Source organism: Streptomyces daliensis (genome assembly GCF_054782395.1).
In genome coordinates, this window is record NZ_BAAGSO010000051.1 from 23,511 (window position 1) to 49,285 (window position 25,775).

Here is a 25,775-nt window from a genome sequence, read left to right on the forward strand (position 1 = left end):
GCGCCGTCAGCGCCCCCTGGCGGGGGCTTCCCGTCCGGTGAGAGAGGTCTCACATGAACCGGTTACCTTTATGCCCGTGTCCCGCTCCGATACCGATCGCAAGAAGCGCCGCGGCAAGGCCCTGAGAATCTCGGCGGCGTTCGCCGTGCTGCTCGGGCTCGCCGGTTACGCCGTCACGCACTACGTGACCGGCGGCGTCGGCCCGGCCCGATGCATCGTCCGCTCGCCCGGAGAGGGCGCGGTGGACTACGAGATAGAGCCCGATCAGGCCGCCAACGCGGCGACGATCGCCGCGATCGCGTCGCAACGCGACCTGCCCAAGGAGGCCGTGACCATAGCCCTGGCCACGGCCATGCAGGAGTCGGGGCTGCGCAACCTCGACCACGGCGATCGCGATTCCGTCGGCCTCTTCCAGCAGCGCCCCTCGCAGGGCTGGGGGAACGAGGAGGAGGCGATGGACCCGGTGATAGCGGCCGGGAAGTTCTACGACCACCTGGAGCAGATCGAGGGCTACACGCAGATCCCCCTCACCGACGCGGCACAGCGCGTCCAGCTCAGCGCCCATCCCGAGGCGTACGCGAAGCACGAGGCCAACGCGAAGCTCCTCGCCAACGCGCTCACCGGGGGCCGCGCCGCCGCCTTCCACTGCACGGCGGGCTACAAGGGGCCGAGCACCAAGGCGGGGAGCCCGGAGAAGTTGCGGGAGCAACTGGTGCGGGAGTTCGGCCGCGACGTGCTGCCCGCCGAAGCGCGGCGCGCCTCCGCGACGACGGGCGCCGGGAGCGGGCGGAGCGCCGAGCGGCAGAGGGAGATCGTCATTCCGGCCGGCGCCGACGAGCGCGGCTGGGAGCTGGCCTACTGGGCCGTGGCGCACTCGGCCGGCCTGCGGATCGCGGAGGTGTCCTTCCAGGGCCACGTGTGGGACGCGGTCACTTCCGAGGAGGGCTGGCACGAGAGCGGCGACGGCGCGCCCGTGCCGGACGACGACGCGGCGGTGACCATCAGACTGACCACTGGTCAGTAGTACGGGAGTTGACTCGTACGGGGGACGGGATGCCAGGTTTCACGGCTCCGTCCCCTGAGTAGGGGAGAGCTTCTCCGAAAGCGCCACGGCCCTTGAGTCCGGGGCGATTTGACGTTTCTGCGGCGGCCGACGAATAGCGCCGAACGGCCCGTTTTGTCGCGGCACGATTATGCGACGCATTGCGAATCCTTTACCTGAAGGAGCCGCAACCTTCTCCCCGTCGACGGCGATAGGCACTGCGCCAACCGGGTGACACCCCGGTGGGCGGCCGTCCGGTCACGGGCCCGGTCACCGGGTCCGACGGGCGGCGGGCACACCCCCGTTCAACACCCCAGTCCAGAAGAAGCCTTCTTCTCCGTCAAAGGAGCATCATGTCCCTCACGCGCCGGATCGCCAAGACCGCGCTGCTGACGGCAGCGGGCGCCGCCTCCGTCGTCGGTGCAGCCGCCGGTTCCGCCAGCGCCGCCGACCTGTCTTCGACCCCCGACGTGGGCGGGCTGAGCAACCTCGACGGCAAGGGTCTCGGCGACTCCGTCGACGGCGCCTCCCGCGGCGTCAGCGACACGACAGCCGACACCGGCAGCAAGGCGGTCAAGAGCGCCGTACCGGCCGCCGGGAAGACCGTCGGCTCCGCGGGCAGGACCGTGGCCCCCGCGGCGCAGCAGCTCGTGGGCGGTACCGTCGGCAACGCGGGCGAGATCCTCGGCGACGCCGCCTCCGCCACCGGGAACGGGCTGCCGACCAGCGGTCTGCCCGCTGGTCTGTCGGCCGGTGAGCTGCCCACCGACGGGCTGCCCAGCGCGAGCGAACTGCCGGTCAAGAACCTGCCGATCGGCTGAGCCCGGCGGGCCGGGACCGGCAGGCGGTCCGCGCGCCGCGCCCGCTTCCGCCCGTGGCCCCTACGGGATGAACCGGCCGCGCGGCTCGGCGCACGGACCGCGCAGGTGAGCACAGAGCAGCAGGCAGCAAGGCAGGCGGCAAGCAGCCCGAAGGGCCCCGGAGAGCGAGATCTCCGGGGCCCTTCGGGCTGTCAGTGCGTCACGGCACGCCGCGACGTACGCGACGTGCGGCCGTCAGGCGGACAGGCGCCGTACCGCCGCGTCGATCCGCTCGTCGGTCGCCGTCAGCGCGACGCGTACGAAGCGCTCGCCCGCCACGCCGTAGAAGTCGCCGGGCGCCACCAGGATGCCGCGCTTGGACAGGTCGCCGACCGTGTCCCAGCAGGGCTCGTCACGGGTCGCCCACAGGTACAGGGACGCCTCGCTGTGCTCGATGCGGAAGCCCTGTGCCGCCAGCGCACCGCGCAGCGCCGTGCGCCGTGCCGCGTACCGCTCGCGCTGCTCGGTCACGTGCGTGTCGTCGCCGAGCGCCGCGATGGTGGCCGCCTGCACGGGCGCCGGGGTCATCATGCCGCCGTGCTTGCGGATCTGGAGCAGTTCGCCCAGCACAGCGGCGTCGCCCACCATGAAGGCGGCGCGGTAACCCGCGAGGTTGGAGCGCTTGGAGAGGGAGTGGAGGGCGAGGACGCCCTCGTACGAGCCGCCGCAGACGTCCGGGTGGAGCACCGAGACCGGGTCGGCCTCCCAGCCCAGCTCCAGGTAGCACTCGTCGCTGGCCAGCAGCACCCCGTGCTCGCGCGCCCAGGCGACCGTGCGCGCCAGTTCGTCCTGGCCGAGCACCCGGCCCGTCGGGTTGGACGGCGAGTTGAGCCACAGCAGCCGCAGCCCGTCCGGGTCCAGCTCCGTCGGCGAGTCGTAGACGACAGGATCGGCGCCGGCCAGGCGCGCACCCACCTCGTACGTCGGGTAGGCGAGCCGCGGATACGCCACGCGGTCGCCCGGGCCCAGACCGAGCTGGGTGGGCAGCCAGGCCACCAGTTCCTTGGAGCCGACGACGGGGAGCACGTTGGTGTGCTCCAGGCCGCGGGCGCCCAGTCGGCGTTCGCACCAGCCGGTGATCGCGTCGCGCAGTGCCGCGGTCCCCCACACCGTGGGGTACCCCGGGCTGTCGCTGGCCTGCGCGAGCGCGCGCTGGATCAGCTCGGGCACCGGGTCGACGGGGGTGCCGACGGACAGGTCCACGATGCCGTCGGCGTGCGCCGCCGCGGCTGTCTTGTACGGCTCCAGCCGGTCCCACGGGAAGACGGGAAGCCGGTCGGAGACGGGTGCGGGTGGCACGGGTTGGCTCGCTTTCTCGTGACAAACGCCGTGGTCCCGCACGCCGACCGGGGCCGGGCATACACCGGTCCCCTTCGCCGTACGGGACCACGGAGACGCGGATCCACGCAGCTCGCGCTGCTCGTGCTGCTCGCGTTGCTCACGCAGTCCACGTGGCTCTCATGGCTCACGCGGCCCGCCGCTCGCGCGGCGGCGCGCGGACTCCGCTCAGATCCTCAAGGTCACTCGTCGTGCTCTTGCGGGGGAAGCGCGGCGATGAACGGGTGGTCCCGCTCGATCAGGCCGAGCTTGCTGGCACCACCGGGCGAACCGAGCTCGTCGAAGAACTCGACGTTCGCCTTGTAGTAGTCCTTCCACTCTTCGGGAGTGTCGTCCTCGTAGAAGATCGCCTCGACCGGGCAGACCGGTTCGCAGGCCCCGCAGTCGACGCATTCGTCCGGGTGGATGTACAAGGACCGCTGGCCCTCGTAGATGCAGTCGACGGGGCACTCCTCGATGCAGGCCTTGTCCTTAAGGTCGACACAAGGCTCCGCGATGACGTAGGTCACGCTGTCGTTCCTCCTCGTTAGGGCTGGCGGACCGGTGTCCGGCTCCGCCGCTGGGCGCGCGGGAGCGCGGCGTCGTCGATGCCCGCACCTAGTATCTCCGTTCCCGGGCAGGAGACGAACAGGAGGGGCGGGTAGAGCTGTGGAATTCACCACGGGCGGACGTCTTGAGGTCCGAATCACCGCGTCTGACGTGGGTAAACGCGTATCGGTGAGGTCTTTGACCGAGACTGGTGAACCAGGTGCGAGGTTCACTGACACGGTGGGTGTTCTCACATCGTGGACGGACGGCGTGCTGAGCGTCACGCGGCGCGGTGGAGAGAGTGTGCGGATCGCGGAGGTTTCGCTGGTGGCGGGCAAGGTCGTGCCCGACGCACCGGCCAGGCGGCGCGGTATCCCCTCGGCCGGTGTGCGCGAACTCCAGGAGACCGCCGCGCGCGGCTGGCCCGCGACCGAGACGGAACGGCTCGGGGAGTGGACGCTGCGCGCCGCGGACGGCTTCACCTCGCGCGCCAACTCGGTGCTGCCCCTGGGCAGCCCCGGAGTGCCGCTGGACGAAGCGGTCGACGTGGCCGTGCGCTGGTACGGGGCCCGCGGGCTGCCCCCGCGCGTGCAGGTCACCACGGGGGCGGCCGACGCCGACGAGCTGCTCGCGGCCGAGCTGGAGGAGCGCGGCTGGAGCGCCGAGCGGCACGCCGTGTTCCGCGTAGGCGCCCTCGCCCCTCTCGCCGACAGGGAACCCGACACCCGGATACGCCTCACGCGGGAGCCCGGCGCCGGGTGGCTCTCCGCCTACCGGCGTACGGGCGGGCTGGAGGGGAGCGCGCTGAAGGTCCTCACGGGCGGGCCCTCCGTGTGGTTCGCGACGGCCGGGGGCGAGGACGGGAGCGAGGCCGAGGAGGGTGCGCCGCCCGCGGCGATCGGCCGGTGCGTGGTGGACGGCCGGTGGGCCGGTTTCGCCGCCCTGGAGGTGCGCCCGGAGCGGCGCCGCGAGGGGCTGGCCACGGGCATGATGGCCGAGCTGGCGCGCAGGGCACTGGAGGAGGGCGCCTCGGCGGCTTACCTCCAGGTGGAGGCCGCCAACACGGCGGCGCGCACGCTGTACGACGGGCTCGGCTTCGCCGATCATCACGCCTACCACTACCGCCGGGCACCCGGGGAGTGACGCATGGGCCGCATGGACAACAGGGACCGCTTCGCCGAAGCCGCCCGCGACGAGCGCCCCGACCTCGCGCTGCTGTGCCTCCTCATCGGCGTCGAGGCGGCGTACCCGGGCGACGGGCCGTCCGCTGACGAGGCCGCGTCCACCGACGAGGCGGGGTCCCAGGGCGAGGCGGGGACCCAGGGCGCCTGCGCGCCGCGCTCCCCCGAGGCCACCGTCGACAGCGCGCAGATCGAGCTGGACCGGCTCGCCGGACTGCTCCCGTACGCGCGGGGGCGCAGCCCCGAGGAGTGGGCCCGCGCCCTGGAACGGCTGCTGGGCGAGGAGCACGACTTCCGGGGCACGAACGCCGACTACAGGCGGCTGGACTCCTCGCTGCTCCAGGCCGTGCTGGGGCGGCGGCGCGGGCTGCCGATCCTGCTGTCCGTGGTGTGGATGGAGGTGGCGCGGCGCGCGGGGGCCCCGGTGTACGGGGTCGCGCTGCCGGGGCACTTCGTGGTCGGCTTCGGCGACCCGTCGGGCGAGCACGTGCTCGCGGACCCGTTCGGCGGCGGGCGGCTGCTCGGCTCCGGCGATCTGGAGGTGCTGATCGCGGGCGCGACGGGCAGGCGTACGGGCGTCTCCCACGCGCTGCTCCAGCCCGCGGACCCGCTGGAGATAGTGCTGCGCGTCCTCAACAACATCCGCGCCTGGGCCGCTGCCCGCCCCGAGCAGTCGGGCGTACGGCTGTGGGCCCTGGACCTGTCGCTGCGCCTCCCCCACCATCCGGCGAGGCTGCGCTACGAGCGCGCGCAACTGCTCGTGGAGCGCGGGGACTTCATAGGCGGCGCCGTCGAGATGGAGGCGTACGCGGAGGTCATCGCGGCGATGGAGCCCTCGGCCGCCGACACCGTACGCAGAGCGGCACGGGCGGCGCGGGCGCGGCTCAACTAGGGCGGGCCCGTCGCACAAGGCAGGACGGGCCCGTCACATGGAGCGGGGACGGACCGGCGCACGCGGCGCCGGTCCGTCCCCTCAGCCAGCCGTCACTGCGGGTTCAGCGGGATCTCCCCCACGCGCTTGGACGGGTCGGTCTCCTTGAGCGCCATGCGGAGCGCGCCGACGACGTCCTGCGGCGTGACGGGCGTCTTGCTGCCGTCGCCACGGGTGACCTGGACCCCGGCGAACGTCGTGCCGTAGAGCTGCTTGAGCACGGGCAGGTCGTAGCTGTCGACGAGGCGGCCGTTGACCGGCTTCATCGACAGGAACTTCGGCAGCGACTTCTCCGGGCTGAACTGGATCGAGGCGCTGCCCGCCTTGACCGTCACGAGGCCGGACATCGCGGGCTTGCCGAACTCCTTGATGGCGCGGTTGATCTCCTGCTCGCCGACCTCCGGCTGCTGCATGGAGACGGGCAGCTTCACGGCGGTGTTCTGGCCCGTGACCGCGCGCTTGCGGTACGCCTCCTCCAGGACCGAGCTGCCCTTGTCCACGTCGACGCCCTTGTGGGGCTCGCCGGGGACGCCGACGGCCTTGCCGCGCACGAACTTGACCATGCCGTCGGTCGGCGCGCCGCCGTCACCTGCCGTCTCGGAGACGTGCTGGAGGGCCGACTTCATCTTCTCCTTGTCGACCTTTATGGCGGGCTCGGCCTCGCGGGTCCCGCCGAAGAGGGAGCCGATGACGGAGACGGGGTTGTAGTCGCGGCCCGCGGCACCGCGCACGGTGGCCTCGGTGTCGAGCGTCAGCCCGGCCACGCTCGGCTTGAGCTTGGCCTCCTTGTCGCCCGCGAGCACGGTGAACGGCTCCGTCGTGCTGTCGCCGAGGGCAGCGTCCAGCTTGTTGACGGCCTCGTGCTTGGTCGTGTTGCCGATGTCGACGCCGAGGACGGTAGTGCCCGTGGGCACGTCGGCGTGGTCCAGCAGGAGGCCCGCGCCGTACGCGATGCCGAGGACGCCGACGATGCCGACGCCGGCGAGGACCAGCTTGGACCGGCCGCCACGGCCGGAGGAGGCCGACGCCGGAGCGCCGCTCTTGGGCGCCGGGCCGCCGGGAGCCGGTTCCTGGGCCTTCGGGCCCGGCGGCGGCGTGGCGGGGCCGTCGGAAGCGGGGACCCTGGGGATGCCGCTGGTGAGGGTGTCGCCCGCGACCCGCTCATCGCCGGAACCAGAACCAGAACCGGAACCGGGACCAGCCCCCGAACCGGAACCGGAACCCGGACCGGCCTCGGGGCCGCCCTGCCCCTGGCCGTCGCCGGGCGCGACCGTGCCGCCAGGCCCGAAGGGCGCGGGGCCCGTGCCGAGACCGAGGGTGGAACTGACGGGCGGCTCGTCGTCACCGTTGCCGAACGCGCCGGGGATGCCGCGTGAGCCGGGCGGCGGGGGCAGGGGCATGTCGCCGGAGGCCGGGCCCGTCGTCTCGCCGGAGGGGCCGCCGACCGGGGGCACACTGTCGAACGGGGCTCCGGCGCCGGTGCCGTCGCCGCTTCCCGCGCCGTTTCCGGTGCCGTCCAGCAGGCCGTGTATCGCGCTGCGCGGCGGCCCGCCGTCGCCCGGCCCGTCCTGGCCGATCCCGCCGCCCAGCGACGGGAAGCCGTCGGCCGGGGTGTCGAAGGGGCCGCCCAGGGGCGTCGCGCCGGTGTCGTACGGGTCCGGCCTGGGCGTCGCGCCCGTGTCGTACGGGTCGATACGGGGGGTCGTGCCCGTGTCGTACGGGTCGGCAGCGCCGTACGGATCAGCCGTGTCGTAACCGTCCGACGGGCCGGAACCGGAGGCGGGGTCCGAGAAGTACGGGAGGTCAGCGCGGCCCGTGCCAGGGGCGCCGCCCTGGGTGCTGGAGAGGCCCGCGAGCCCGGAGAGCGAGGAGTCGCCGGAGGTGCCGGAACCGCCGGAGATTCCGGAGTCGCCGGAGCCCTTGGCCGTGCTCCCCGAGGGCGAACCCTTCGACGCGGCGCCCTTGCGCGGCGCGAACCAGTCGCTGGTCTCCTGTGTGAACTCCCCGCTGTCCGGGTCGTCGGGGCCCGGTCCGCGCCCTGCGGGCGCGCCGCCGCCGGAGGCCAGGGGCTCAGGGGCGCCGACGCCGTTCACCGGCACGCCCCCGCCCAGCGTTCCGGTGCCCTCGCCGCGCACGGGCGGCGCCGACGGCGTGCCCGCACCCGGAGCGCCCGGAACACCCGAAGCACTCGGTGCGCCCGGTGCACTCGAAATGCCCGAAGTACCCGGTGCGCCGGGCCCGCTCGCCCCGTCGCGCTTGCGCGCGCCGGAGGCGCCCGCCTCGTCGACATCGCTGACGGGCGTGCGCATGACGACCGGTGGAATGGGCCGGGATCCGGGGATGTTGATCCGGATGCGGGTGGTCAGCGTCGTCTCGGTCCTGGGCTCGTCGGGCGCCTTCGCGCCCGCTTCGCCAGGGGAATCCGCCGGATCGGCGGAGTCACCGGCGCCGCCGACCGGGCCGTACGGCTCGGTCCCCGGCGGGTACGCCGAACCGCCACGGCCCCTGGGCCCGGAGGACGAACTGTCAGTTTCACGGCTCAAAGCAGGTACTCCCGGTTGGATTCGCCGCCCATCTTGCTTGTTCACAGGCGGCTCGCCGGCGCGCACCACCATACTTCGGGGCGCTGCCGCGGATCCCACGACCACGGAAAAGGGCCGACAGGCCCCTCATCAGCGGGACTTGTTCCCTGGCACCGGCGGCACGGGCAGCGCGATCGTGGCACACATCACAGCCACGAGCATGCCGCCGATGAGGAAGACATAGGAGCCCACCCCGACGCCGAAGAGGAAATCGCCCTCCGGACGCGACGACGTCAGAAACAGCACCGCCACCGCCCAGCCCGCCGCCGGGGCTATCGCCCCCGCCTTCGTCCGGCACAGCTTCGCGCCGCCCCAGAAGATCCCGGCCGAGGCGGCGAGGGAGAGCAGCAGCCCGAACGGGAACCAGCCGGCCTGGACGAGGGTGCCGGCGACACCGACCAGTACGCCGAGCACGGCGAGGACCGCATAGACACCCGCGCGCGTGCGCGGGGTGCCGAGCGGGCGCGCCTCGCGCTCCGCCTCGCTCATGGGGGCGCCCGCACCCTTCGCGGTTCCGCTCACGGTGCGGCTCACTGCTTCGCTCCCGCCATCGTCTCCGACGCCGCTTCCGGCGTCACTTCCGCGAAGAGGTCATCGAGGGGCGCGGCCTGCGCGGCGACGGCCGCCGCCTCCGTGCCGCCCGCGATGCGGTAGCACTCCGTGCCGAAGAGCGGCTGCCCCAGGTCGTTGGAGAGGGCGAAGAAGGGGCCGTCGACGGCGATCTGGGTCACGTGAGCGCGCATGGCCGCGGCCTTCGCTTCCGCGTACGTCTTGCCGCCGACGATCGCCGCAGCGACCTCTTCGTCGGCCACGACCCCCGGCACGTCGTCCACCGAGGCGATGCCGGGGAAGGGGTTGTCCCCGCCCAGCTCGCGCAGCCGCTCGAAGCCCGCCTCGACGGCGGAGCGCGGCACGCAGTTCCAGAAGACACGCGCTACGGCGTGCGCGGGGCCCAGGTCCTGGCGGTAGTCGTCCTCGGCCGCCAGCTCGGCCGCGCGCATGGCGACGCGGTGGGCCTGGATGTGATCGGGGTGGCCATAGCCGCCCTGTGGGTCGTAGGTGACCAGCACCTGGGGGCGTACCTCGCGTATCACCTCTACGAGGGATGTCGCCGCGTCGTCCACACGGGCCTGCCAGAAGGATCCCGGGCGGTCGTTCTGCGGCAGCCCCATCATTCCCGAATCGCGGTACCGGCCGGGACCACCGAGAAAACGGTGGTCTGTGACACCCAGCTCGCGCATCGCCGCCGACAGTTCGCCTATGCGGTGCGGCCCCAGAGCGTCTTCACGGTCCGGGGCCAGATGCGCCAGCTCGGGTGGGATGACCTCGCCTTCCTCGCCGAGAGTGCAGGTCACCAGGGTGACGTGCGCGCCCTCGGCCGCGTACTTGGCCATGGTCGCGCCATTGTTGATCGATTCGTCATCCGGGTGGGCGTGCACCAACAGCAGACGGCGGTCAGGGGCTGTGCTCATGCCCCCGACCTTACGACGCCGCTCCGACAGCCGTCCTCAGAACTTGATGTCGCCGATCATTCCAGCGACGTTCGTGGTCAGCTCACTGATCGTGGGAGCGATGGAGGAGCTGGCCAGATAGAAGCCCAGCAGCACGCAGACCAACGCGTGTGCGGCCTTCAGTCCTGATTTCTTGACCAGCAGGAAGACGACGATCGCCAGCAGCACCACCGCCGAAATCGAGAGTGCCACGGCGGTTCACCTCCAAGTACGTGCGGTCGGTACGGGACAGGACACTCGGCCCACGACACAGTCGGCCAGGGGCTACATACCCCGCTCCCACCATGCGCAACGGATCATAACTATCCGTGAGTCGGCACGGGTCGGTGCACGGGAGCAGAGGAGGGGCGCATATTCGATTCCAGCCACGAACGGATCATGATTGACCTGAACCTCTACCCTCTGGCGCATGGCTACGACGTTCCCGCGGCAGTACGCCCGCACCCACCGGTTCACGCTCGGCGCCCCCCGGGCCTTCACCGTCGCGCCCGACGGCTCACGGATCGCCTTCCTGCGCTCCCGCGGCGGCACTGACCGGGCGAATGTCCTGTGGGTGCGCGAGCTGGCCGCGGACGAGGGCGCTGCCCCGCGCGAGTACGCCGCCGCCGACCCGGCGGAGCTGCTCGGCGGCGCGGCCGAACAGCTCTCGCCCGAGGAGCGTGCCCGGCGCGAACGCAGCCGCGAGGGCGCCGCGGGGATCGTCGGATATGCCACCGACACTGCCGTGGAGGTCGCCGCCTTCGCCCTCTCCGGGCGCCTCTTCGCCGCGGAACTGCGCACCGGCGCGGCCCGCGAACTCCCCGCGCCCGGCCCCGTCGTCGATCCCCGTCCGTCGCCCGACGGGCGCCGCGTCGCCTACGTCTGCGGGGGCGCGCTGCGGGTGGCCGAGCTGGGCGCGGAGGGGGCCGACGGCGACCGCGCGCTGGCCACGCCGGAGGCGGAGACCGTCACCTACGGATTGGCCGAATTCATCGCGGCCGAGGAGATGTCCCGCAGCCGCGGCTACTGGTGGTCGCCCGACAGCGACCGCCTCCTCGTCGCACGCGCCGACGACGCGCCCGTCCAGCGCTGGTGGATCGCCGACCCCGCCAACCCCGACAAGGAGCCGGCGCGGGTCGCCTATCCCGCCGCGGGCACGGCCGACGCCGAGGTGACGCTGCACCTGGTCGACGCAGAGGACGGCGCCCGTACGGAGGTCGTGTGGGACCGCGCCAGGTACCCGTACCTCGCCCGCGTCCACTGGTCAGCGGCCGGTCCTCCCCTGCTGCTCGTCCAGAGCAGGGACCAGCGCGACCAGTTCGTCCTGACCGTCGACACGGCCACCGGAGCCACCGCGCCGCTGCACGCCGAGGACGATCCGGTCTGGCTTGAACTTTTCGCCGGAGTACCCGCCTGGACGCCCGACGGGCGCCTCGTGCGCATCGAGGACAGGGGCGGCGTGCGCGCCCTCGTCGTCGGCGACCGCGCGCTGACCACAGGGGCGCTGCACGTGCGCGCCGTCCTCGACATCGGCGAGGACGACGTGCTCTTCTCCGCCTCGGCGGGCAGCGAGGCGTTCACCGGCGCGCTGGACGCCTCAGGAGAGCCCGCGCCCGGCGACGTCGGCGTCTACCGCGCCACGTTGCGCGGCAGCGGCGACAAGGGCGGCTGGGAGCGGATCGCGGTCGACGACGGCCCCCACGTGGCCTCCGCCGTACGCGGCGGGAACGTCCTCGTCCTCTCCACCTCCACCCTCGGGCGCGGCGGCTCCCGCGTCACCGTGGTGCGGCTCACCGAGGACGGCGGCACGGAGACGGGCCCGGTGATCCCCTCGTACGCGGACACGCCCGTGCTCACCGCCGCGCCCAGGCTGCTGCACACGGGCGCGCGACGCATCCCCGCCGCCGTCCTGCTGCCCTCCGGCTACCGCGACGGGGACGGGCCACTGCCCGTCCTCATGGACCCCTACGGCGGCCCGCACGGCCAGCGCGTCGTCGCCGCGCACCACGCGTACCTGTCCTCGCAGTGGTTCGCAGACCAGGGCTTCGCCGTGATCGTCGCGGACGGCCGGGGCACGCCGGGCCGCTCCCCCGCCTGGGAGAAGGCGATCTCGCGCGACCTCGCGAAGGTCACGCTCGACGACCAGATCGAGGCGCTGCGCTCCCTGGCCGGGGACCATCCGCTGGACCTCACGCGGGTCGGCATCCGAGGCTGGTCGTACGGGGGCTATCTGGCCGCGCTCGCCGTGCTGCGGCGGCCCGACGTCTTCCACGCGGCGGTCGCGGGGGCGCCCGTCACGGACTGGCGGCTGTACGACACGCACTACACCGAGCGGTATTGCGGCATGCCGCAAAGCGATCCCGAGGCGTACGCGGAGGCTTCGCTGCTCACCGACGAAGGGCTGTCCGGGGTGGACGCGGACGCGCCGCACCGGCCGCTGATGCTGATCCACGGGCTGGCGGACGACAACGTCGTGGCCGCGCACACGTTGCGGCTGTCGTCCGCGCTGCTGGCCGCCGGGCGGCAGCACGAGGTCCTGCCCCTGTCCGGGGTCACCCACATGACGCCGCAAGAGCGCGTCGCGGAAAACCTCCTCCTGCTCCAGGTCGCCTTCTTGAAGCGGGCCCTGCGGGGGGTGGTCTGAAACGGGGGGTTGCCCCTACACGCTGGTGTGCCGCTTCACGGGGTGCGACGTTGACCGCCTCACGGGGTGCGTGTTTCTGGTGGGGGTGCGCCTGGGGTGGGTGCCCCTTTGGGGGTTCGTTCGCGTGTGGCGGGCCGGTGGCACGGGTTGTGCCCACCCGTCCCGCCGAGCGGGACGCTTGCCCACAACAGTTTTGGCGTCGTCGCCTGGCGGGGGCGTCGCTGGGTGCGCCTTGGGGTTTCGTTGCCGGGTGCGGGCCGGTGGCTTCGGCGCGGCCTATGGACCGGTGCGTCGCGGCTTGCGCCGCGTGATTCTTGGCTCGGGCCGGTGGCCGTGTGGGGTTGCTGTGGTGGGGGTCGGCGCCGCGCCGGGGTGTCTCCTCGGCGTGAAGGTCTCGTTTACGGCTTCCCGCCGGTGACTCGCTCGACCTGCGGGGACACCCCACCACGTCCCCTCCCACCCGGTGGCCAACTATCGGCCGGTGCCCCTTCCGCTTGTTCCCACACGGTGCACCGGTGCCACCCTTGTTGTGGGCAGGCGTTCCGCATGGCGGAACGGGTGGGCACAACCCCACCACCGGCCCGCAGCCGCGAACGAAACCCCGAGGGGCACCTCGGGGCTGCGCACCCCGTCAGGGGGTGTTGCGCGGGACGGTCGGTCGGTGTGGTGGGGACCGCAGGTCCCGCGCTGGATTTCGTGCCGCCGCACGGCAAGGAGGCGCACCCCACGAAGGGGGGTGGACATTGGCGCACCCCGGGCGGAAGCGGGCCACCGGCGGGACGGGGACGCGGTGGGGTGTCCCCGCAGGTCGAGACGAACGACGGCGGAAAGCCGAACACGAAAGCTTCACGCCGAGGAGACACCCCGGCGCGGCACCGGACACCCCCCACCCACGCACCCCACACGGCCACCGTCGGACACCACGAATCACGCGGCGCCAGCCGCGTACTACCGGTCCACACGCCGCGCCGTAGCCACCGGCCCGCACCCGAACACGGCGCCAAGCCACACGCGCAGCGCCCCCGTGACGCGGCGCAAAAATCAGCGCGGGACCCTACAGTGCGCACCGCACAGGGCAACCCGTCCCGCGCAACACCCCCGGCGAACCGGCAACCCCCCGTTCCCTTACGCACCCCGCGAAGGGAGCCGCTACGACTCCTTGGACTCCATCGCCTGGAGGGCCGCGTCCAGGACGACGTCCTCGTCGCGGGCCGTGGTCGAGCCCTCCTCGGGGAAGTGGCATGCCGTGAGGTGGCCCGACTCGTTGCCGGTGATCTGGATGAGCGGCGGCTCTTCCTGGGCGCACTTGTCCTGCGCCTTCCAGCACCGGGTGCGGAACCGGCACCCCGAGGGCGGGTTGATCGGCGAGGGCACGTCGCCCGCCAGCCGGATGCGCTCGCGTGCGTCCTCCGCGCCCTCGGTCAGTACCGCCTCCGGCACGGCCGAGAGCAGCGCGTGCGTGTAGGGGTGCCGGGGACGCGTGTAGATCTGGTCGCGGTCGCCGACCTCGACGATCTTGCCGAGGTACATCACCGCGAGCCGCTGCGAGAAGTGCCGGACGATCGCGAGGTCGTGGGCGATGAAGACGAACGCGATGCCCATCTCGCGCTGGACCTCCTGGAGGAGGTTGACGACCTGCGCCTGGATGGAGACGTCGAGCGCTGACACGGGCTCGTCGGCCACGATCAGCTTGGGTTCCAGTGCCAGTGCCCTGGCGACCCCGATGCGCTGGCGCTGGCCGCCGGAGAACTCGTGCGGGAAGCGGTTGTAGTGCTCGGGGTTGAGGCCGACGGTCTCCAGGAGTTCGCGGATGCGCTTCTCCCGGCCGCCGGGCGGGTTGATGCCGTTGACCTCCATCGGCCCGCCGATGATGCTGCCGACCGTCTGCCGCGGGTTCAGCGACGAGTACGGGTCCTGGAAGATCATCTGGATCTCGGACCGTACGGGCGCCATCTGCTTGCGCGTCGCGTGGCTGATGTCCTGGCCGCGGTACGAGATCGTGCCGCCGGTCGGCTCCAGCAGCCGGGTCAGCAGGCGCCCGGTGGTGGACTTGCCGCAGCCCGACTCGCCGACGAGGCCGAAGCTCTCGCCCTGGTGCACGGTGATGTCGATGCCGTCCACGGCCTGGACGGCGCCGACCTTCCGTTTGAAGGGGAAGCCGCCCATGATCGGGAAGTGCTTGGTGAGCCCCTTGGCCTCCAGGAGGGGTTCGCCCGGGGTTCCCTTGGGCGTGGCGTCCTCGGGCTCGGGCTTGGTCAGGGTGAGTTCGTCGCTCATCGTCTCTCGTACTCCCTAGCCCAGCCGGGGCTTGATCTGCTCGATGAAGAAGGTCTTCTTCTGCTCGGCCGTCAGGTGGCAGGCGGCCCCGCGTCCAGCGGGGAGCAGCGGCCTGTCGGCGGTGCAGGACGTGCCGCCGGGGACCTCGTCCACGTATCCGCAGCGCGGGTTGAACGGGCAGCCCGGGGGCGGGGACAGGAGGCTCGGCGGGGTGCCCGGGATGGGGACCAGTTCCTCGTTCACGTCGCTGCTCAGCCTCGGCATGGAGGTGAGCAGGCCCCAGGTGTACGGGTGCTGCGGCGCGCGCAGCACCTCGCCGACGGTGCCGCGCTCCACGGCGCGGCCCCCGTACATAACGAGGATGTCGTCGGCGACGTTGGCGATGACGCCCAGGTCGTGGGTGATGAAGATGATCGCCGAGCCGAACTCCTGCTGGAGGTCCTTGAGGAGGTCGAGGATCTGCGCCTGGACGGTGACGTCCAGTGCCGTCGTCGGCTCGTCGGCGATCAGGAGGTCGGGGTTGCACACCAGCGCCATGGCGATCATGGCGCGCTGGCGCATGCCGCCGCTGAACTGGTGCGGGTAGTCGTTGACGCGGAGCTTGGCGTTCGGGATGCCGACCTTGTCGAGCATCTCGACGGCGCGCAGATGGGCCTCGCGCTTGGAGACGCCCATGTGCTTGCGGTACGGCTCGGCGATCTGGCGGCCGACGGTGTAGTACGGCGAGAGCGCGGTCAGCGGATCCTGGAAGATCATCGCCATCTTGTTGCCGCGCAGCGACTCCAGGGTCTTCTCGCGCGCTCCGGTCAGCTCCTGCCCGTCGAGGAGGATCTCGCCGGAGACGTCGGTCGAGCGCGGGTTGTGCAGGCCGAGGATCGACAGGTTCGTCACCGACTTGCCCGATCCGGACTCGCCGACGATGCCGAGGGTCTTGCCCCGTGCGAGGTCGAAGGAGAGGCCGTCGACGGCCTTGACGGTGCCGTCCTCGGTGCTGAAGTGCACGTACAGGTCGCGTACGGAGAGGAACGCCTCGTCGGAGCCCGCGTCGCGCGGCGCCGGAACGTCCGCTTGCTTGGTCACGGTGGTCACTGCGGTTCTCCTAGGCCAGACGCACGCGAGGATCGATGAACGCGTAGGCGGCGTCCACGATGACGTTGAAGAGGATGATGAAGGTGGCGGAGAAGAGCATCACGCCCATCACCATCGGAAGGTCGGTGTTCTGGACGGATTCGACGGCCAGCCTGCCGATGCCGGGCAGCGAGAACGTCCACTCCGTGATCATCGCGCCGCCCAGCAGGGACCCGAGGTCCACGCCGAAGATGGTGACGATGGGGATCAGGGAGCCGCGCCAGGCGTAGCGGAAGAACACCGTCCGGGACGACATGCCCTTGGCCTTGGCCGTACGGACGTGGTCCTCCTGGAGCTGCTCGATCATCGAGGACCGCGACAGACGGGTGTAGTTCGCGGTGAAGATGATCTGGATGACCAGCCACGGGATGAGCAGGCCCATGAACCAGCCGCCGGGGTCCTCGCTCAGGGGGACGTACTTCGGCTGGTCGAGGATCCCCATGTTGTAGACGAGGAGCGCGAGGACCAGGGGGCCGATGAAGTAGATCTGCAACGAGCTGAGCACGAGAGAGCCGGTGCTGAAGATCTTGTCGATGATCGTGCCGCGCTTCCAGGCGGCGACCATGCCGGCGCCCAGACCGATGAACAGGAAGACGACCGCGCCGCCCGCCGTGAGCGAGACCGTGGTCGGGAAGCGGTCGAGGATGGTCGACCAGACCGGGTCCTGGCTCGCGAACGAGTAGCCGAAGCAGGGCGCGGGGCAGGGGCCCTGCGCGAAGTCGCGGCCGGACACGATGCCCGACATGAACTCCCAGTACTGCACGGGGATGGGCTTGTCGATGCCCATGTTCTTCCGGATGACCTCCAGCGCGTCAGGCGTGCAGTTCTTGCCGCAGGCCAGCATCGCGGGGTCGCGCGGTACGGCGTAGAAGAGGAAGAACGTGACCGCGCTGATGATCAACAAGATCACGATCGCGCCGGACATCCGGCGGGTGAGGAAACGAAGCATGACGGAACGCAGCTCTCGTGGGCAGCGGAATCGAGGCAGTGAACGGGCCGGTGGTGCCCGCCCGGTCAGGGCGGGCACCACATCGGCCGCGTGTAACCCCGCTGGGTGCGGTGGTTACTTCTTGATGTAGAGCTGGGTCGGGTCGATGGCGCTGATGACGTTGTTCATCACGGCACCGCCGACCTTCGAGCCGTGGAGCTGGATCTGCTTGTAGTACATCAGCGGAACCTCGGGCAGGTCCTCCTTGAGGATCTTGTCCGAGAGCTTCGCCCACTCCTTGGCGGCCTTGTCCTTGTCGGTCATCTCGGAGATGCGGTCCATCTCCTTGTTCATGGCCTCGTTGTTGTAGTGCGAGTAGTTCGCGGCGCCGTCCTGGATCTGACGGCCGTCCAGCGTCGGCGGGATCACGGTGCTGGCGCTCGGCCAGTCGGCGCCCCAGGACGCGTGGTACATGTCGTAGTTGTTCTTGATCTTGCCGATCTGGTCGTACCAGGTGTCGGCGACGATGTCCTTGAGCTGGACGTCGAACCCGGCCTTCTTGAGGTTGTCCTCGGCGGCCACGGAGAACTTCTGCCACTCGGGCGCGTTCTGGTAGGCGAAGGTCAGCTTCATGCCGGTCTTGCCGGCTTCCTTGAGGAGCTTCTTGGCCTTCTTGACGTCACCCTGCGGGTTCTTGATCTTCCCGTAGGGGTCGGAGTCCGTGTGGCCCGCGACGGTGGGGCTCAGGTAGTTGCCCGCCGCCTCGCCGCCGCCGGAGCCGCCGAACGCCTGCACCAGGGACTGCGAGGGCAGCGCGTAGGCGATGGCCTCGCGGACCTTCTTGTCCTTGAGCCGGTCCATGTTGAAGGCGACCTTGCCGACGTACGGCTGGTAGCCGGAGAGCGAGCGCTTCTTGACGTCGGCGTCGCTGCGCACCGTCTGCATGCTGGAGGCGTCCACCTGGTTGGTGAAGCTCACCGCGGTCTTGTTCTCCTCGCTGTCCGAGGCGAGCCGCTTGGTGGAGTCCTCGAAGGAGACGCCGAACTGGATGTTGAACGAGTCGACGTACTGGTGGCGCACCGGGTCCGTCTTCGCGTCCCACTCCTCGTTCCGCACGAGCTTCATGCTCTTGCCGGACTTGAAGGACTCGATCTTGTACGGACCGGAGGTCACCGGCGCCTTGTCGTACTTCTCCTTCGTGTCGCCCTTCTCCTGGACGATGGAGTATCCGGCCATGCCGAGCGCGTAGGGCATGTCGGGCTGCGGGGTCTTGAAGTGGAAGACGATGGTCTTGTCGTCCGGCGTCTCCAGGACGCTGTCCGGCAGGTGGTCGCCCTTGTAGGGGCCGTCCTTGAGCAGCTTGCGGTAGTCCGTGCCCTTGGTGTCGGCCAGCCACTGCTGGATGAACGTCGGGCCCTCGGAGATGAAGGGCGCGAACTGGCGCTCAAAGGTGTGGCGGACGTCCTTGGAGGTGATCTCCGAGCCGTCCTCCCACTTCACGCCGTCCTTCAGCTCGTACGTCCAGGTCTTGCCGCCGTCCGACGACTTGCCGCTGTCCTTGGCGAGGTCGCCGACCACGGTGTAGTTGCCGTCGGCGTCGCGCTGGTAGCTCGTCAGCCGCCGGTGGATCAGCGTCGACATGGCGCCTTCGTCGCTGACGTAGATCTGGGCGGGGTCGAGGTGCGCGAAGCTGTCGCGCTGGTAGACGGTGAGCGCGCCGCCCTTCTGGGCGCCCTTGACGGCCGGGGCGGGGCCCGTCGAGTCCTTCGCGTCGCCGAACTCGTACGACACCTGCTGGTTCTTGGCGTCGTCCTTGCCGACGCCCTCGTCGCCGCCCCCGCCGCCGCTGCTGCACGCCGTGAGGAGCAGCGCCCCCGACGTGAGCGCCACTATCGAGGCGCGCGCTCTGCGCATGCTGAATCCGCTCATGGTGTTCTCTGCACCTGCCTGTCGGTTGTCCGTTGCTGCTGCCTGACTGATGCGAGCCGGGGTGGCAGCACCCCCCTCCGCTCGGTCGTCACCGACCCGACTTCGGGTCGAAGGCGTCCCTGACCGAGTCCCCAAGCAGGTTGAACGCAACGATGAAGATGACCATCGCGCCGCCCGGGAAGAACATGTAGGTGATGTCGCTCTGGTAGACATCGGCGCCCGTGGCGAACATCCGGCCCCAGTCGGGAGTGGGCTCCAGCATGCCGACGCCGAGGAACGACAGCCCCGCGATGGCGGTGACGAAGTTCGGCAGCATGTACGTCGACTGCACCAGGATGGGTGTCACCACGTTCGGCAGCAGCTCCTTGCGGATGATCCGCCAGGGAGGGGTGCCCGCGACCTTCGCCGCCTCGACGAACTCGCGCTCGCGCAGCGAGAGGACCTGCCCGCGCAGCAGCCGGGCGAGGGTCATCCAGCCCAGCAGCCACATCACGAAGATGAGGACTGACGCGCGTAGCCACGTCGGCATGCGGTCCTGCGGATCGACCATCAGGGCCGCGATGACGGGCGTGAAGGCGACGAAGAAGAGCTGGTTGGGGAACGACATCATCAGGTCGGTGAGCCGGCCCAGGAAGTAGTCCGTCCGGCCGCCGAAGTAGCCCCCCGCCACACCGATGACGATCGCGGTGGCCACGGACAGGAGCGTGATCACGATGACCAGCGTCAGCGAGGTCCGCATGCCGTAGACGAGCTGCATGAAGACGTCGCGGCCCAGCCCCGGTTCGAGGCCGAACCAGAACTCGCCGTCGATGCCGCCGTTCGGCTTGATCGGGAAGCCGTTCTCGTTGAGGAGGCCGGGGCGCTCCTGCCCGTAGCGGGTGTACGGATCCTTGCCGTACAGCCACGAGATCACGGGGGCGAGCGCTGCGATCGCAAAGAAGGCGATGACGATGCACGCGGAGATCACGCCCGTACGGTCGCGCTTGAAGCGCATCCACATCAGTTGGCCGGGAGACCGGCCTACGAGCGGGCCGTTCTTGCCGTTCTTGCCGACCTGCTCCGTGCTCAGGCCGACGTCACCGGGGCCTGGGGTGTCGGCCCCGGCCATCGCGGCCTGGGAAGGACTCGTCATCTGTTTTGCGCCCCCGCGCTCAATTCTCGCCGGAGCCCGTTTCGTTGGCATCTGTAGGGTGCCGCGGGCATGAGTGGGTTGAGCGGACTTTTGCAAGCGAATAAGTGCCCAGTCAAGAGGTCTTGGACGCAGTCTGTGCGCTTGGAGCGCATCTTGAGCGAAGGTTTTGCAGATTGAGGTCCGAGCGTGCTTGACGGCGTCCGGGCTGAACGGACATATCTGAATAAAGCATCAACAAACGCGTTAACGCTCCCGCAACTCAGCCGTCGCAGTACCGATATACGGACCTTGCACTCTGAACTCCGTACGGCCGTGCGGGTGCCGTAGACCGGCCGGGTCGGGCCATGCCGCCCCGGCCGGTCACCCGGACAGGGACGAAGCACCCTCGCCTGTGCCGCTCCTGTGTTCCTCGTTCCGCTGTGGAAAGCTAGTCGTCGCGGCCGTCCATGGGTAGGTCCCGGACACCGCTATCCGCATCCACGGGGAGCCGGGCATGGGCCAGGACAAGACACTCGCGCGCGGCGCACGCATATCGGGCGCCGTCGCGCTCGCCGTGCTCGCCCTCCTCAGCCTCGGCTGGATCATCCGCGACTTCGTCGCCGCCACCGAGGTCGCCGACGTGTGGTGGATGTGGTCGGGCCTCCCGGCGCGCGCTGCCGACGGGCTCTGGGCGACCTCGGCCGTGGAGCCGACGCTCCTCGTCCTGTACGTGGTCTGCGCCGTCACCGCCGTCCGCTCCTCCGCCTCGGCGGGCATCCTCGCCGCGACGGGCGTCCTGACCGTCCTGCTGCGCGTCCCCAGCCTCTGGAACCTCAACGCCGACTGGATGCAGGGCGTCGACGACGCCCTCCGCGACACGGCCCTCTACAGCGTGATCGCCATGCTCGTGCTCGGCGTGGTGCTCGTCGTCATCGCGGCGGCGGGGCGGCGGCCCGTGACGGTCGGCTACGGGCAGGGGTACGGAAACGGGTACGGGACCGGATACGGGTACGGGGCCGGCGACCCGGGGTCCGGCGCGGAGGGGCCCGCGCGGCCCACCCGGGGCGGGGGCGTCGTCGCGTTCCTGCTGCTGGGCGGCGCTGCGGGGGTGCTCGCGGCCTGGGAGATCCACTGGTGGCTCGACCAGGGCTGGGGCCTCTACCACCGCGCCCTCACCGGCGAACGCGCCCTCGTCACGCTGCTCGCGGTGCCCAGCAGCTGGAACAGCTGGGCGCTGGCCGTGCTCGCGCTGGCCGCGGCGGTGGCGGCTGTGGCGCACGCGACGTACGCGCGTCCGCTGGGGATGACCGTGGGGGCGGGGGTGCTGGGTGCGGGGGTCTTCTATGTGTCGTACGCGGTGAAGATGAACCTCTTCGACGGGTTCGGGGAGCTGAGCGTCCAGGAACGGTTGCGGGTCGGCACCGCGGTGTTCGAGGTGGTGGCGGGGCTTCTCGTGCTGGGCGCTCTCGCCGCGCGGGCGGCACGCGACGAGGAGGCCCCACTCCGCGACTACGGCCCCAACACGGGGTTCCCTTCGCGGGGTGCGTAACCCCTTCGCGGGGTGCGGAAGGAAACGAGGGGTTCCCGCTTCACGGGGTGGTTGCGCGGGACGGTTCGCCGGTGTGGTGCGCACTGTAGGGTCCCGCGCTGATTTTTGTGCCGCAGCACGGGGGCGCGGTCGTGTGGCGGGGCGCCGTGTTCGGGTGCCTGGCCGGTGGCTTCGGCGCGGCGTGTGGACCGGTTGTTCGCGGCTTGCGCCGCGTGATTCTTGGCTCGGGCCGGTGATCGCGGGGTGCCTGTGTGGTGGGGGTCGGTGCCGCGCCGGGGTGTCTCCTCGGGCGGCGACAAGTGCGGGTCGGCTTTTCGGCTGCCTGCACAGCGTCCCCTCCCACCCGGTGGCCAACTCTCGGCCGGTGCCCCCTCCGCTTGTTCCCATGCTGTGGACCGGTGCCGTACCGGAGGGGCTCCGCCCCTGTTGGGGGAACTGTCGACGACGGCTCCACCACCGTGGTGCGCCCGCCTCCGGCACCGTGCCGGAAGGGCCCACCCCTGCCGCCGGAAGCCGACGACGGCGGCCCACCCCACCTTTGTGGGCAAGCGTCCCGCTCGGCGAGGGGGCACCTCCCAGCGGTAGCTGGGGGAGGGTGGGCACAACCCGTGCCACCGGCCCGCAGCACGCGAACGAAACCCCAGGGGGCAACCGGATAGGCGCACCCCCGACAAGGGGAGTTGCGCGGGACGGTCGGCCCGTGAAGCGGGAACCGTAGGGTCCCGCGCTGGTTTTCGTGCCGCCGCATGGCAAGGAGTCGCACCCCGCGAAGGGGGGTGGGCGTCAGCCGACCCGGAGCAGGTGGTGGGCCACCGGCGGGACGGGGACGTGGTGGGGTGTCCCCGCAGGTCGAGACGAACGACGGCGGAAAGCTGACGACGAAAGCTTCACGCCGAGGAGACACCCCGGCGCGGCACCGGACACCCCGCACCCACGCGCCCACAACCACGGTCGCCACCATGAATCACGCGGCGCAAGCCGCGTCGTACCGGTCCATAGGCCGCGCCGAAGCCACACAGCCGCACCCGGAAGCGGCGCCCAGCCCAGCGCCCCGCGCCCCGTGCTGCGGCACAAAAATCAGCGCGGGACCCTACGGTGCCCACCTGAGAGGGGACCCGTCCCGCGCAACACCCCCGTGAAGCGGGGCCTCACATCGCGCGGTCCTCCGGGAAGTGGCAGGCCGAGGGGTGGTGGGCCGGAGCAGAGGCGGAGGTGGAGGCGAACTCGGGTGGGACCGTGAGTGGGGGTTCGAGGTCCACGCAGCGCTGTTGGGCCTTCCAGCACCGGGTGCGGAAGCGGCACCCGGAGGGCGGGTCGGCCGGAGAGGGGACGTCCCCTTCCAGGACGATCCGCTCCCGTCGGGCCTCCGCCGCGGGATCGGGAACGGGCACGGCCGAGAGCAGCGCCTGCGTGTAGGGATGCGTCGGATGCTCGTAGATCGCGCTGTCGGACCCGATCTCGACGATCCTCCCGAGGTACATCACCCCGACCCGGTCGGAGATGTGCCGCACGACGGACAGGTCGTGCGCGATGAACATGTACGAGAGGTCGAACTCGTCCTGGAGCCGGTCCATGAGGTTGACGACCTGGGCCTGGACGGAGACGTCGAGGGCCGAGACCGGCTCGTCGGCGACGATGATCTCGGGGCGCAGCGCGAGGCCACGGGCGATCCCGATGCGCTGGCGCTGCCCGCCGCTGAACTGGTGCGGGTACCGGTTGATGTACTCGGGGTTCAGCCCGACCACGTCGAGCAGCTCCTGGACCTTGCGCCGCCGGTCCCCCTTGGGCGCGACCTCGGGGTGGATCTCGAAGGGCTCGCCGATGATGTCGCCGACCGTCATCCTCGGGTTCAGCGAGGTGTACGGGTCCTGGAAGACCATCTGGATGTTGCGCCGCACGGCCTTGAGCGCCTTGCCGGACAGCCGCGTGATGTCCTCGCCCTTGAAGCGGATCTCGCCGGCCGTCGGCGCCTCCAAGCTGGTGACCAGCTTGGCGACGGTGGACTTGCCGCACCCCGACTCCCCGACGATGCCGAGGGTCTCGCCGCGCCGCAGGTCGAAGGAGACGCCGTCCACGGCCTTGACGGCGCCGACCTGGCGTTTGAGGACGACGCCCTGGGTGAGCGGGAAGTGTTTGACCAGGTCGCGTACCTCAAGGATCGGCTCGCCCGCCGCGTAGGCCGTCTCGGCGCGGGACCTCGCGAGCAGCTTCCGCGCCGTCTCGCCCTCCTCGCGGGCCTCTTTCCGGCCGGAGCTGTCACGGTGCATCGAGCATCTCCTTCCAGAAGTGGCAGGCGCTGGCGCGGTCCTCGGTCACCTCGTACAGGGGCGGCTCATCCGTGCGGCAGACGGGGCGCGCCATGGGGCAGCGGGGGTTGTAGGCGCAGCCGGGCGGGATGCTGAGGAGGCTGGGCGGCAGGCCCTTGACCGCGTTCAGTTCCCGGCCCTTCTGGTCGACGCGCGGGATGGAGTCGAGCAGGCCCCTGGTGTACGGGTGGGCCGGTGCGGCGTACAGCTCCCGTACGGGCGCGCGTTCCACGATGCGGCCCGCGTACATGACGGCGATGCGGTCGGCGACGTCGGCGACGACGCCGAGGTCGTGGGTGATCAGGATCAGGCCCATGCGGTACTCGCGCTGTAGCTCCGCGAGCAGGTCCATGACCTGGGCCTGGACGGTGACGTCGAGCGCCGTCGTCGGCTCGTCGGCGATGATCAGTTCGGGTTCGAGCGCCAGCGCCATCGCGATCATGATGCGCTGGCGCATGCCGCCGCTGAACTGGTGCGGGTAGTCGTTGACGCGCTCCCGCGCGGCGGGGATGCGGACCCGGTCCATCAGCTCGACGGCCCTGGCCCTGGCCTCCTTGCGCGAGGTGCCCTGGTGGACGCGGTACATCTCGCCGAGCTGGTAGCCGACGCTCAGCACCGGGTTCAGGGAGGAGAGCGCGTCCTGGAAGATCATGGCCATCCGGGCGCCCCGTACCTTGCGGCGCTCCTCCTCGGGGAGTTTCAGCAGGTCCTGGCCCTGGAAGAGGATCTCGCCGCCCGTGATGCGCCCCGGTGGGACGTCGAGGATGCCCATGACGGCCTGCGCGGTGACCGACTTGCCCGAGCCCGACTCGCCGAGGACGGCGAGGGTCTCGCCCGCCGCGACCTCGTAGCTGACGCCGTTGACGGCCTTGGCGATCCCGTCGCGGGTGTGGAACTCGACGTGCAGATCGCGTACTTCGAGCAGTGTCACGTACGCCTCCCTCAGCGCAGCTTGGGATCGAGGGCGTCGCGCACCGCGTCGCCGAGCATGATGAAGGCCAGCACGGTGAGGCTCAGCGCGGCGGCGGGGTAGAGCAGGATGTGCGGCGCGTTGCGGAACTGCATCCCCTGGGAGGCGGCGGAGATGTCCGCGCCCCAGGAGACGGTGGGCGGCTGGAGGCCGACGCCGAGGTAGCTGAGGGTGGCTTCGAGCGCGATGTACGTGCCCAGCGCGATGGTGGCGGTCACGATGACGGGCGCGACGGCGTTGGGCAGGATGTGCCGCACGAGCATGCGGGTGTTGCCCGCGCCGAGGGCGCGGGCCGCCTGGACGTAGTCGTTCTGCTTGGCCGTGATGACGGAGCCGCGCGCGATGCGGGCGATCTGCGGCCAGCCCAGCAGGACGATGAAGGTGACGACGATCCACACGGAGCGGCTGCCGGTCATGGAGAGGAAGACCAGCCCGCCGAGCACGATGGGGATGCCGAAGAAGATGTCGGTGATCCGGGAGAGGATCGCGTCCCACCAGCCCCCGAAGAATCCGGCGAGCCCGCCCAGCACGCTGCCCAGCACGGCGACGCCGAGGGTGGCGCAGACGCCGACGGTGACGGAGGTGCGGGCGCCGTAGACGACGCGGGTGTAGACGTCGCAGCCCTGGGTGTCGTAGCCGAACCAGTGGCCCGATGACGCCTCGTTCAGTGACTTGCCCAGTTGGCAGGAGAGCGGGTCGCGGCTGGCGATGAGCCCTGGCCACAGGGAGATGAGGACGAGGAAGAGGATCAGCAGCCCGGCGATGAGGAAGACGGGGTTGCGGCGCAGGTCGTACCAGGCGTCGGACCACAGGCTCCGCGCCCGCTCGCGGCCTCCGGAGCCGCCGGTTCCGTCGGGGCGCGGGCCCCCGCGCAGTTCGCCCGCCTCCTCCGTGGCCAGGTCCAGCGCGCCTCCGGCGCCGCCGATGGCGGGCGGGCCACCCGGCGCGGCGGGGTCCCCCGGCAGCCGCTCAGCCATGTGC

At 71.1% G+C, this 25,775-nt stretch carries 20 protein-coding genes; 6 read left to right on the forward strand and 14 right to left on the reverse strand.

Annotated features, from left to right (window positions below; translation table 11 throughout):
- The first annotated feature begins 76 nt into the window (after positions 1-76).
- Both ACYVOO_RS10540 and ACYVOO_RS10545 read left to right on the forward strand, forming a co-directional pair.
- Positions 77-1,024 carry a hypothetical protein gene (locus ACYVOO_RS10540; protein ID WP_461015383.1) on the forward strand — a complete coding sequence of 316 codons (948 nt, stop codon included), beginning with the start codon at positions 77-79 and terminating at the stop codon, positions 1,022-1,024.
- A gap of 371 nt (positions 1,025-1,395) precedes the next feature.
- Positions 1,396-1,863 (forward strand): ATP-binding protein, encoded by a 468-nt coding sequence (locus ACYVOO_RS10545; protein ID WP_461015384.1) that lies wholly within the window; start codon positions 1,396-1,398, stop codon positions 1,861-1,863.
- 234 nt (positions 1,864-2,097) lie between these two features.
- Here ACYVOO_RS10545 and dapC read toward each other — a convergent pair whose 3' ends face one another.
- Positions 2,098-3,201 (reverse strand): succinyldiaminopimelate transaminase, encoded by a 1,104-nt coding sequence (gene dapC / locus ACYVOO_RS10550; protein WP_461015385.1) that lies wholly within the window; start codon positions 3,199-3,201, stop codon positions 2,098-2,100.
- 221 nt (positions 3,202-3,422) lie between these two features.
- A complete protein-coding gene (fdxA, locus tag ACYVOO_RS10555; protein WP_169441715.1) occupies positions 3,423-3,749 on the reverse strand; it encodes a ferredoxin in 327 nt (108 codons plus the stop codon).
- Between the two features lie 139 nt (positions 3,750-3,888).
- Here fdxA and ACYVOO_RS10560 point away from each other — a divergent pair, with 139 nt between their 5' ends.
- On the forward strand, positions 3,889-4,911 hold the full coding sequence (locus ACYVOO_RS10560; protein ID WP_461015386.1) for a GNAT family N-acetyltransferase: 1,023 nt from the start codon (positions 3,889-3,891) through the stop codon (positions 4,909-4,911).
- Between the two features lie 3 nt (positions 4,912-4,914).
- Entirely contained in the window at positions 4,915-5,841 is a 927-nt protein-coding gene (locus ACYVOO_RS10565) for a transglutaminase-like domain-containing protein (protein ID WP_461015387.1), read from the forward strand.
- 92 nt (positions 5,842-5,933) lie between these two features.
- On the opposite strand, the gene ACYVOO_RS10570 is transcribed toward ACYVOO_RS10565, so the two are convergent.
- The 4 genes from ACYVOO_RS10570 to ACYVOO_RS10585 all read right to left on the reverse strand — a co-directional run bounded on the left by ACYVOO_RS10570 (position 5,934) and on the right by ACYVOO_RS10585 (position 10,165).
- Positions 5,934-8,423: a peptidoglycan binding domain-containing protein gene (locus ACYVOO_RS10570; protein WP_461015388.1), complete on the reverse strand. Its 2,490-nt coding sequence runs from the start codon at positions 8,421-8,423 to the stop codon at positions 5,934-5,936.
- 129 nt (positions 8,424-8,552) lie between these two features.
- Positions 8,553-8,951: a DUF6113 family protein gene (locus tag ACYVOO_RS10575; protein WP_461015438.1), complete on the reverse strand. Its 399-nt coding sequence runs from the start codon at positions 8,949-8,951 to the stop codon at positions 8,553-8,555.
- Between the two features lie 41 nt (positions 8,952-8,992).
- On the reverse strand, positions 8,993-9,934 hold the full coding sequence (gene mshB / locus ACYVOO_RS10580; RefSeq protein ID WP_461015389.1) for an N-acetyl-1-D-myo-inositol-2-amino-2-deoxy-alpha-D-glucopyranoside deacetylase: 942 nt from the start codon (positions 9,932-9,934) through the stop codon (positions 8,993-8,995).
- 36 nt (positions 9,935-9,970) lie between these two features.
- Positions 9,971-10,165 (reverse strand): hypothetical protein, encoded by a 195-nt coding sequence (locus ACYVOO_RS10585; protein WP_453350269.1) that lies wholly within the window; start codon positions 10,163-10,165, stop codon positions 9,971-9,973.
- A gap of 217 nt (positions 10,166-10,382) precedes the next feature.
- Here ACYVOO_RS10585 and ACYVOO_RS10590 point away from each other — a divergent pair, with 217 nt between their 5' ends.
- Entirely contained in the window at positions 10,383-12,596 is a 2,214-nt protein-coding gene (locus tag ACYVOO_RS10590; protein WP_461015390.1) for a S9 family peptidase, read from the forward strand.
- 1,149 nt (positions 12,597-13,745) lie between these two features.
- On the opposite strand, the gene ACYVOO_RS10595 is transcribed toward ACYVOO_RS10590, so the two are convergent.
- From ACYVOO_RS10595 to ACYVOO_RS10615, 5 genes are all read right to left on the reverse strand, one after another.
- Positions 13,746-14,873 carry an ABC transporter ATP-binding protein gene (locus ACYVOO_RS10595; protein ID WP_461015391.1) on the reverse strand — a complete coding sequence of 376 codons (1,128 nt, stop codon included), beginning with the start codon at positions 14,871-14,873 and terminating at the stop codon, positions 13,746-13,748.
- A 15-nt stretch (positions 14,874-14,888) separates the two neighbouring features.
- On the reverse strand, positions 14,889-15,962 hold the full coding sequence (locus ACYVOO_RS10600; protein WP_461015392.1) for an ABC transporter ATP-binding protein: 1,074 nt from the start codon (positions 15,960-15,962) through the stop codon (positions 14,889-14,891).
- Positions 15,963-15,972: 10 nt separating this feature from the next.
- Positions 15,973-16,950, reverse strand: coding sequence for an ABC transporter permease (locus ACYVOO_RS10605; RefSeq protein WP_461015393.1), 978 nt, complete (start codon positions 16,948-16,950; stop codon positions 15,973-15,975).
- 114 nt (positions 16,951-17,064) lie between these two features.
- Entirely contained in the window at positions 17,065-18,858 is a 1,794-nt protein-coding gene (locus tag ACYVOO_RS10610) for an ABC transporter substrate-binding protein (RefSeq protein WP_461015394.1), read from the reverse strand.
- Positions 18,859-18,946: 88 nt separating this feature from the next.
- A complete protein-coding gene (locus tag ACYVOO_RS10615; protein ID WP_461015395.1) occupies positions 18,947-19,990 on the reverse strand; it encodes an ABC transporter permease in 1,044 nt (347 codons plus the stop codon).
- A gap of 493 nt (positions 19,991-20,483) precedes the next feature.
- Here ACYVOO_RS10615 and ACYVOO_RS10620 point away from each other — a divergent pair, with 493 nt between their 5' ends.
- Complete coding sequence (locus ACYVOO_RS10620) at positions 20,484-21,518, forward strand: hypothetical protein (protein WP_461015396.1); 1,035 nt, start codon at positions 20,484-20,486, stop codon at positions 21,516-21,518.
- Positions 21,519-22,666: 1,148 nt separating this feature from the next.
- On the opposite strand, the gene ACYVOO_RS10625 is transcribed toward ACYVOO_RS10620, so the two are convergent.
- From ACYVOO_RS10625 to ACYVOO_RS10635, 3 genes are read right to left on the reverse strand one after another with little or no spacing between them, the layout of a single operon-like run.
- Complete coding sequence (locus tag ACYVOO_RS10625) at positions 22,667-23,785, reverse strand: ABC transporter ATP-binding protein (protein WP_461015397.1); 1,119 nt, start codon at positions 23,783-23,785, stop codon at positions 22,667-22,669.
- Positions 23,775-24,755 (reverse strand): ABC transporter ATP-binding protein, encoded by a 981-nt coding sequence (locus ACYVOO_RS10630; protein ID WP_461015398.1) that lies wholly within the window; start codon positions 24,753-24,755, stop codon positions 23,775-23,777. The genes ACYVOO_RS10625 and ACYVOO_RS10630 overlap by 11 nt, the downstream gene beginning before the upstream one ends.
- Positions 24,756-24,766: 11 nt before the next feature.
- Positions 24,767-25,771: an ABC transporter permease gene (locus tag ACYVOO_RS10635; RefSeq protein ID WP_461015399.1), complete on the reverse strand. Its 1,005-nt coding sequence runs from the start codon at positions 25,769-25,771 to the stop codon at positions 24,767-24,769.
- Positions 25,772-25,775: the final 4 nt, after the last annotated feature.

Bases quoted from the DNA above. Each gene is read 5' to 3' on its own strand.
- ACYVOO_RS10545 (WP_461015384.1), top strand. From the start codon at position 1,396: ATGTCCCTCACGCGCCGGATCGCCAAGACCGCGCTGCTGACGGCAGCG.
- ACYVOO_RS10565 (WP_461015387.1), top strand. From the start codon at position 4,915: ATGGGCCGCATGGACAACAGGGACCGCTTCGCCGAAGCCGCCCGCGAC.
- ACYVOO_RS10575 (WP_461015438.1), bottom strand. From the start codon at position 8,951: ATGAGCGAGGCGGAGCGCGAGGCGCGCCCGCTCGGCACCCCGCGCACG.
- mshB (WP_461015389.1), bottom strand. From the start codon at position 9,934: ATGAGCACAGCCCCTGACCGCCGTCTGCTGTTGGTGCACGCCCACCCG.
- ACYVOO_RS10590 (WP_461015390.1), top strand. From the start codon at position 10,383: ATGGCTACGACGTTCCCGCGGCAGTACGCCCGCACCCACCGGTTCACG.
- ACYVOO_RS10595 (WP_461015391.1), bottom strand. From the start codon at position 14,873: ATGAGCGACGAACTCACCCTGACCAAGCCCGAGCCCGAGGACGCCACG.
- ACYVOO_RS10605 (WP_461015393.1), bottom strand. From the start codon at position 16,950: ATGCTTCGTTTCCTCACCCGCCGGATGTCCGGCGCGATCGTGATCTTG.
- ACYVOO_RS10610 (WP_461015394.1), bottom strand. From the start codon at position 18,858: ATGAGCGGATTCAGCATGCGCAGAGCGCGCGCCTCGATAGTGGCGCTC.
- ACYVOO_RS10615 (WP_461015395.1), bottom strand. From the start codon at position 19,990: ATGACGAGTCCTTCCCAGGCCGCGATGGCCGGGGCCGACACCCCAGGC.
- ACYVOO_RS10620 (WP_461015396.1), top strand. From the start codon at position 20,484: ATGGGCCAGGACAAGACACTCGCGCGCGGCGCACGCATATCGGGCGCC.
- ACYVOO_RS10625 (WP_461015397.1), bottom strand. From the start codon at position 23,785: ATGCACCGTGACAGCTCCGGCCGGAAAGAGGCCCGCGAGGAGGGCGAG.
- ACYVOO_RS10635 (WP_461015399.1), bottom strand. From the start codon at position 25,771: ATGGCTGAGCGGCTGCCGGGGGACCCCGCCGCGCCGGGTGGCCCGCCC.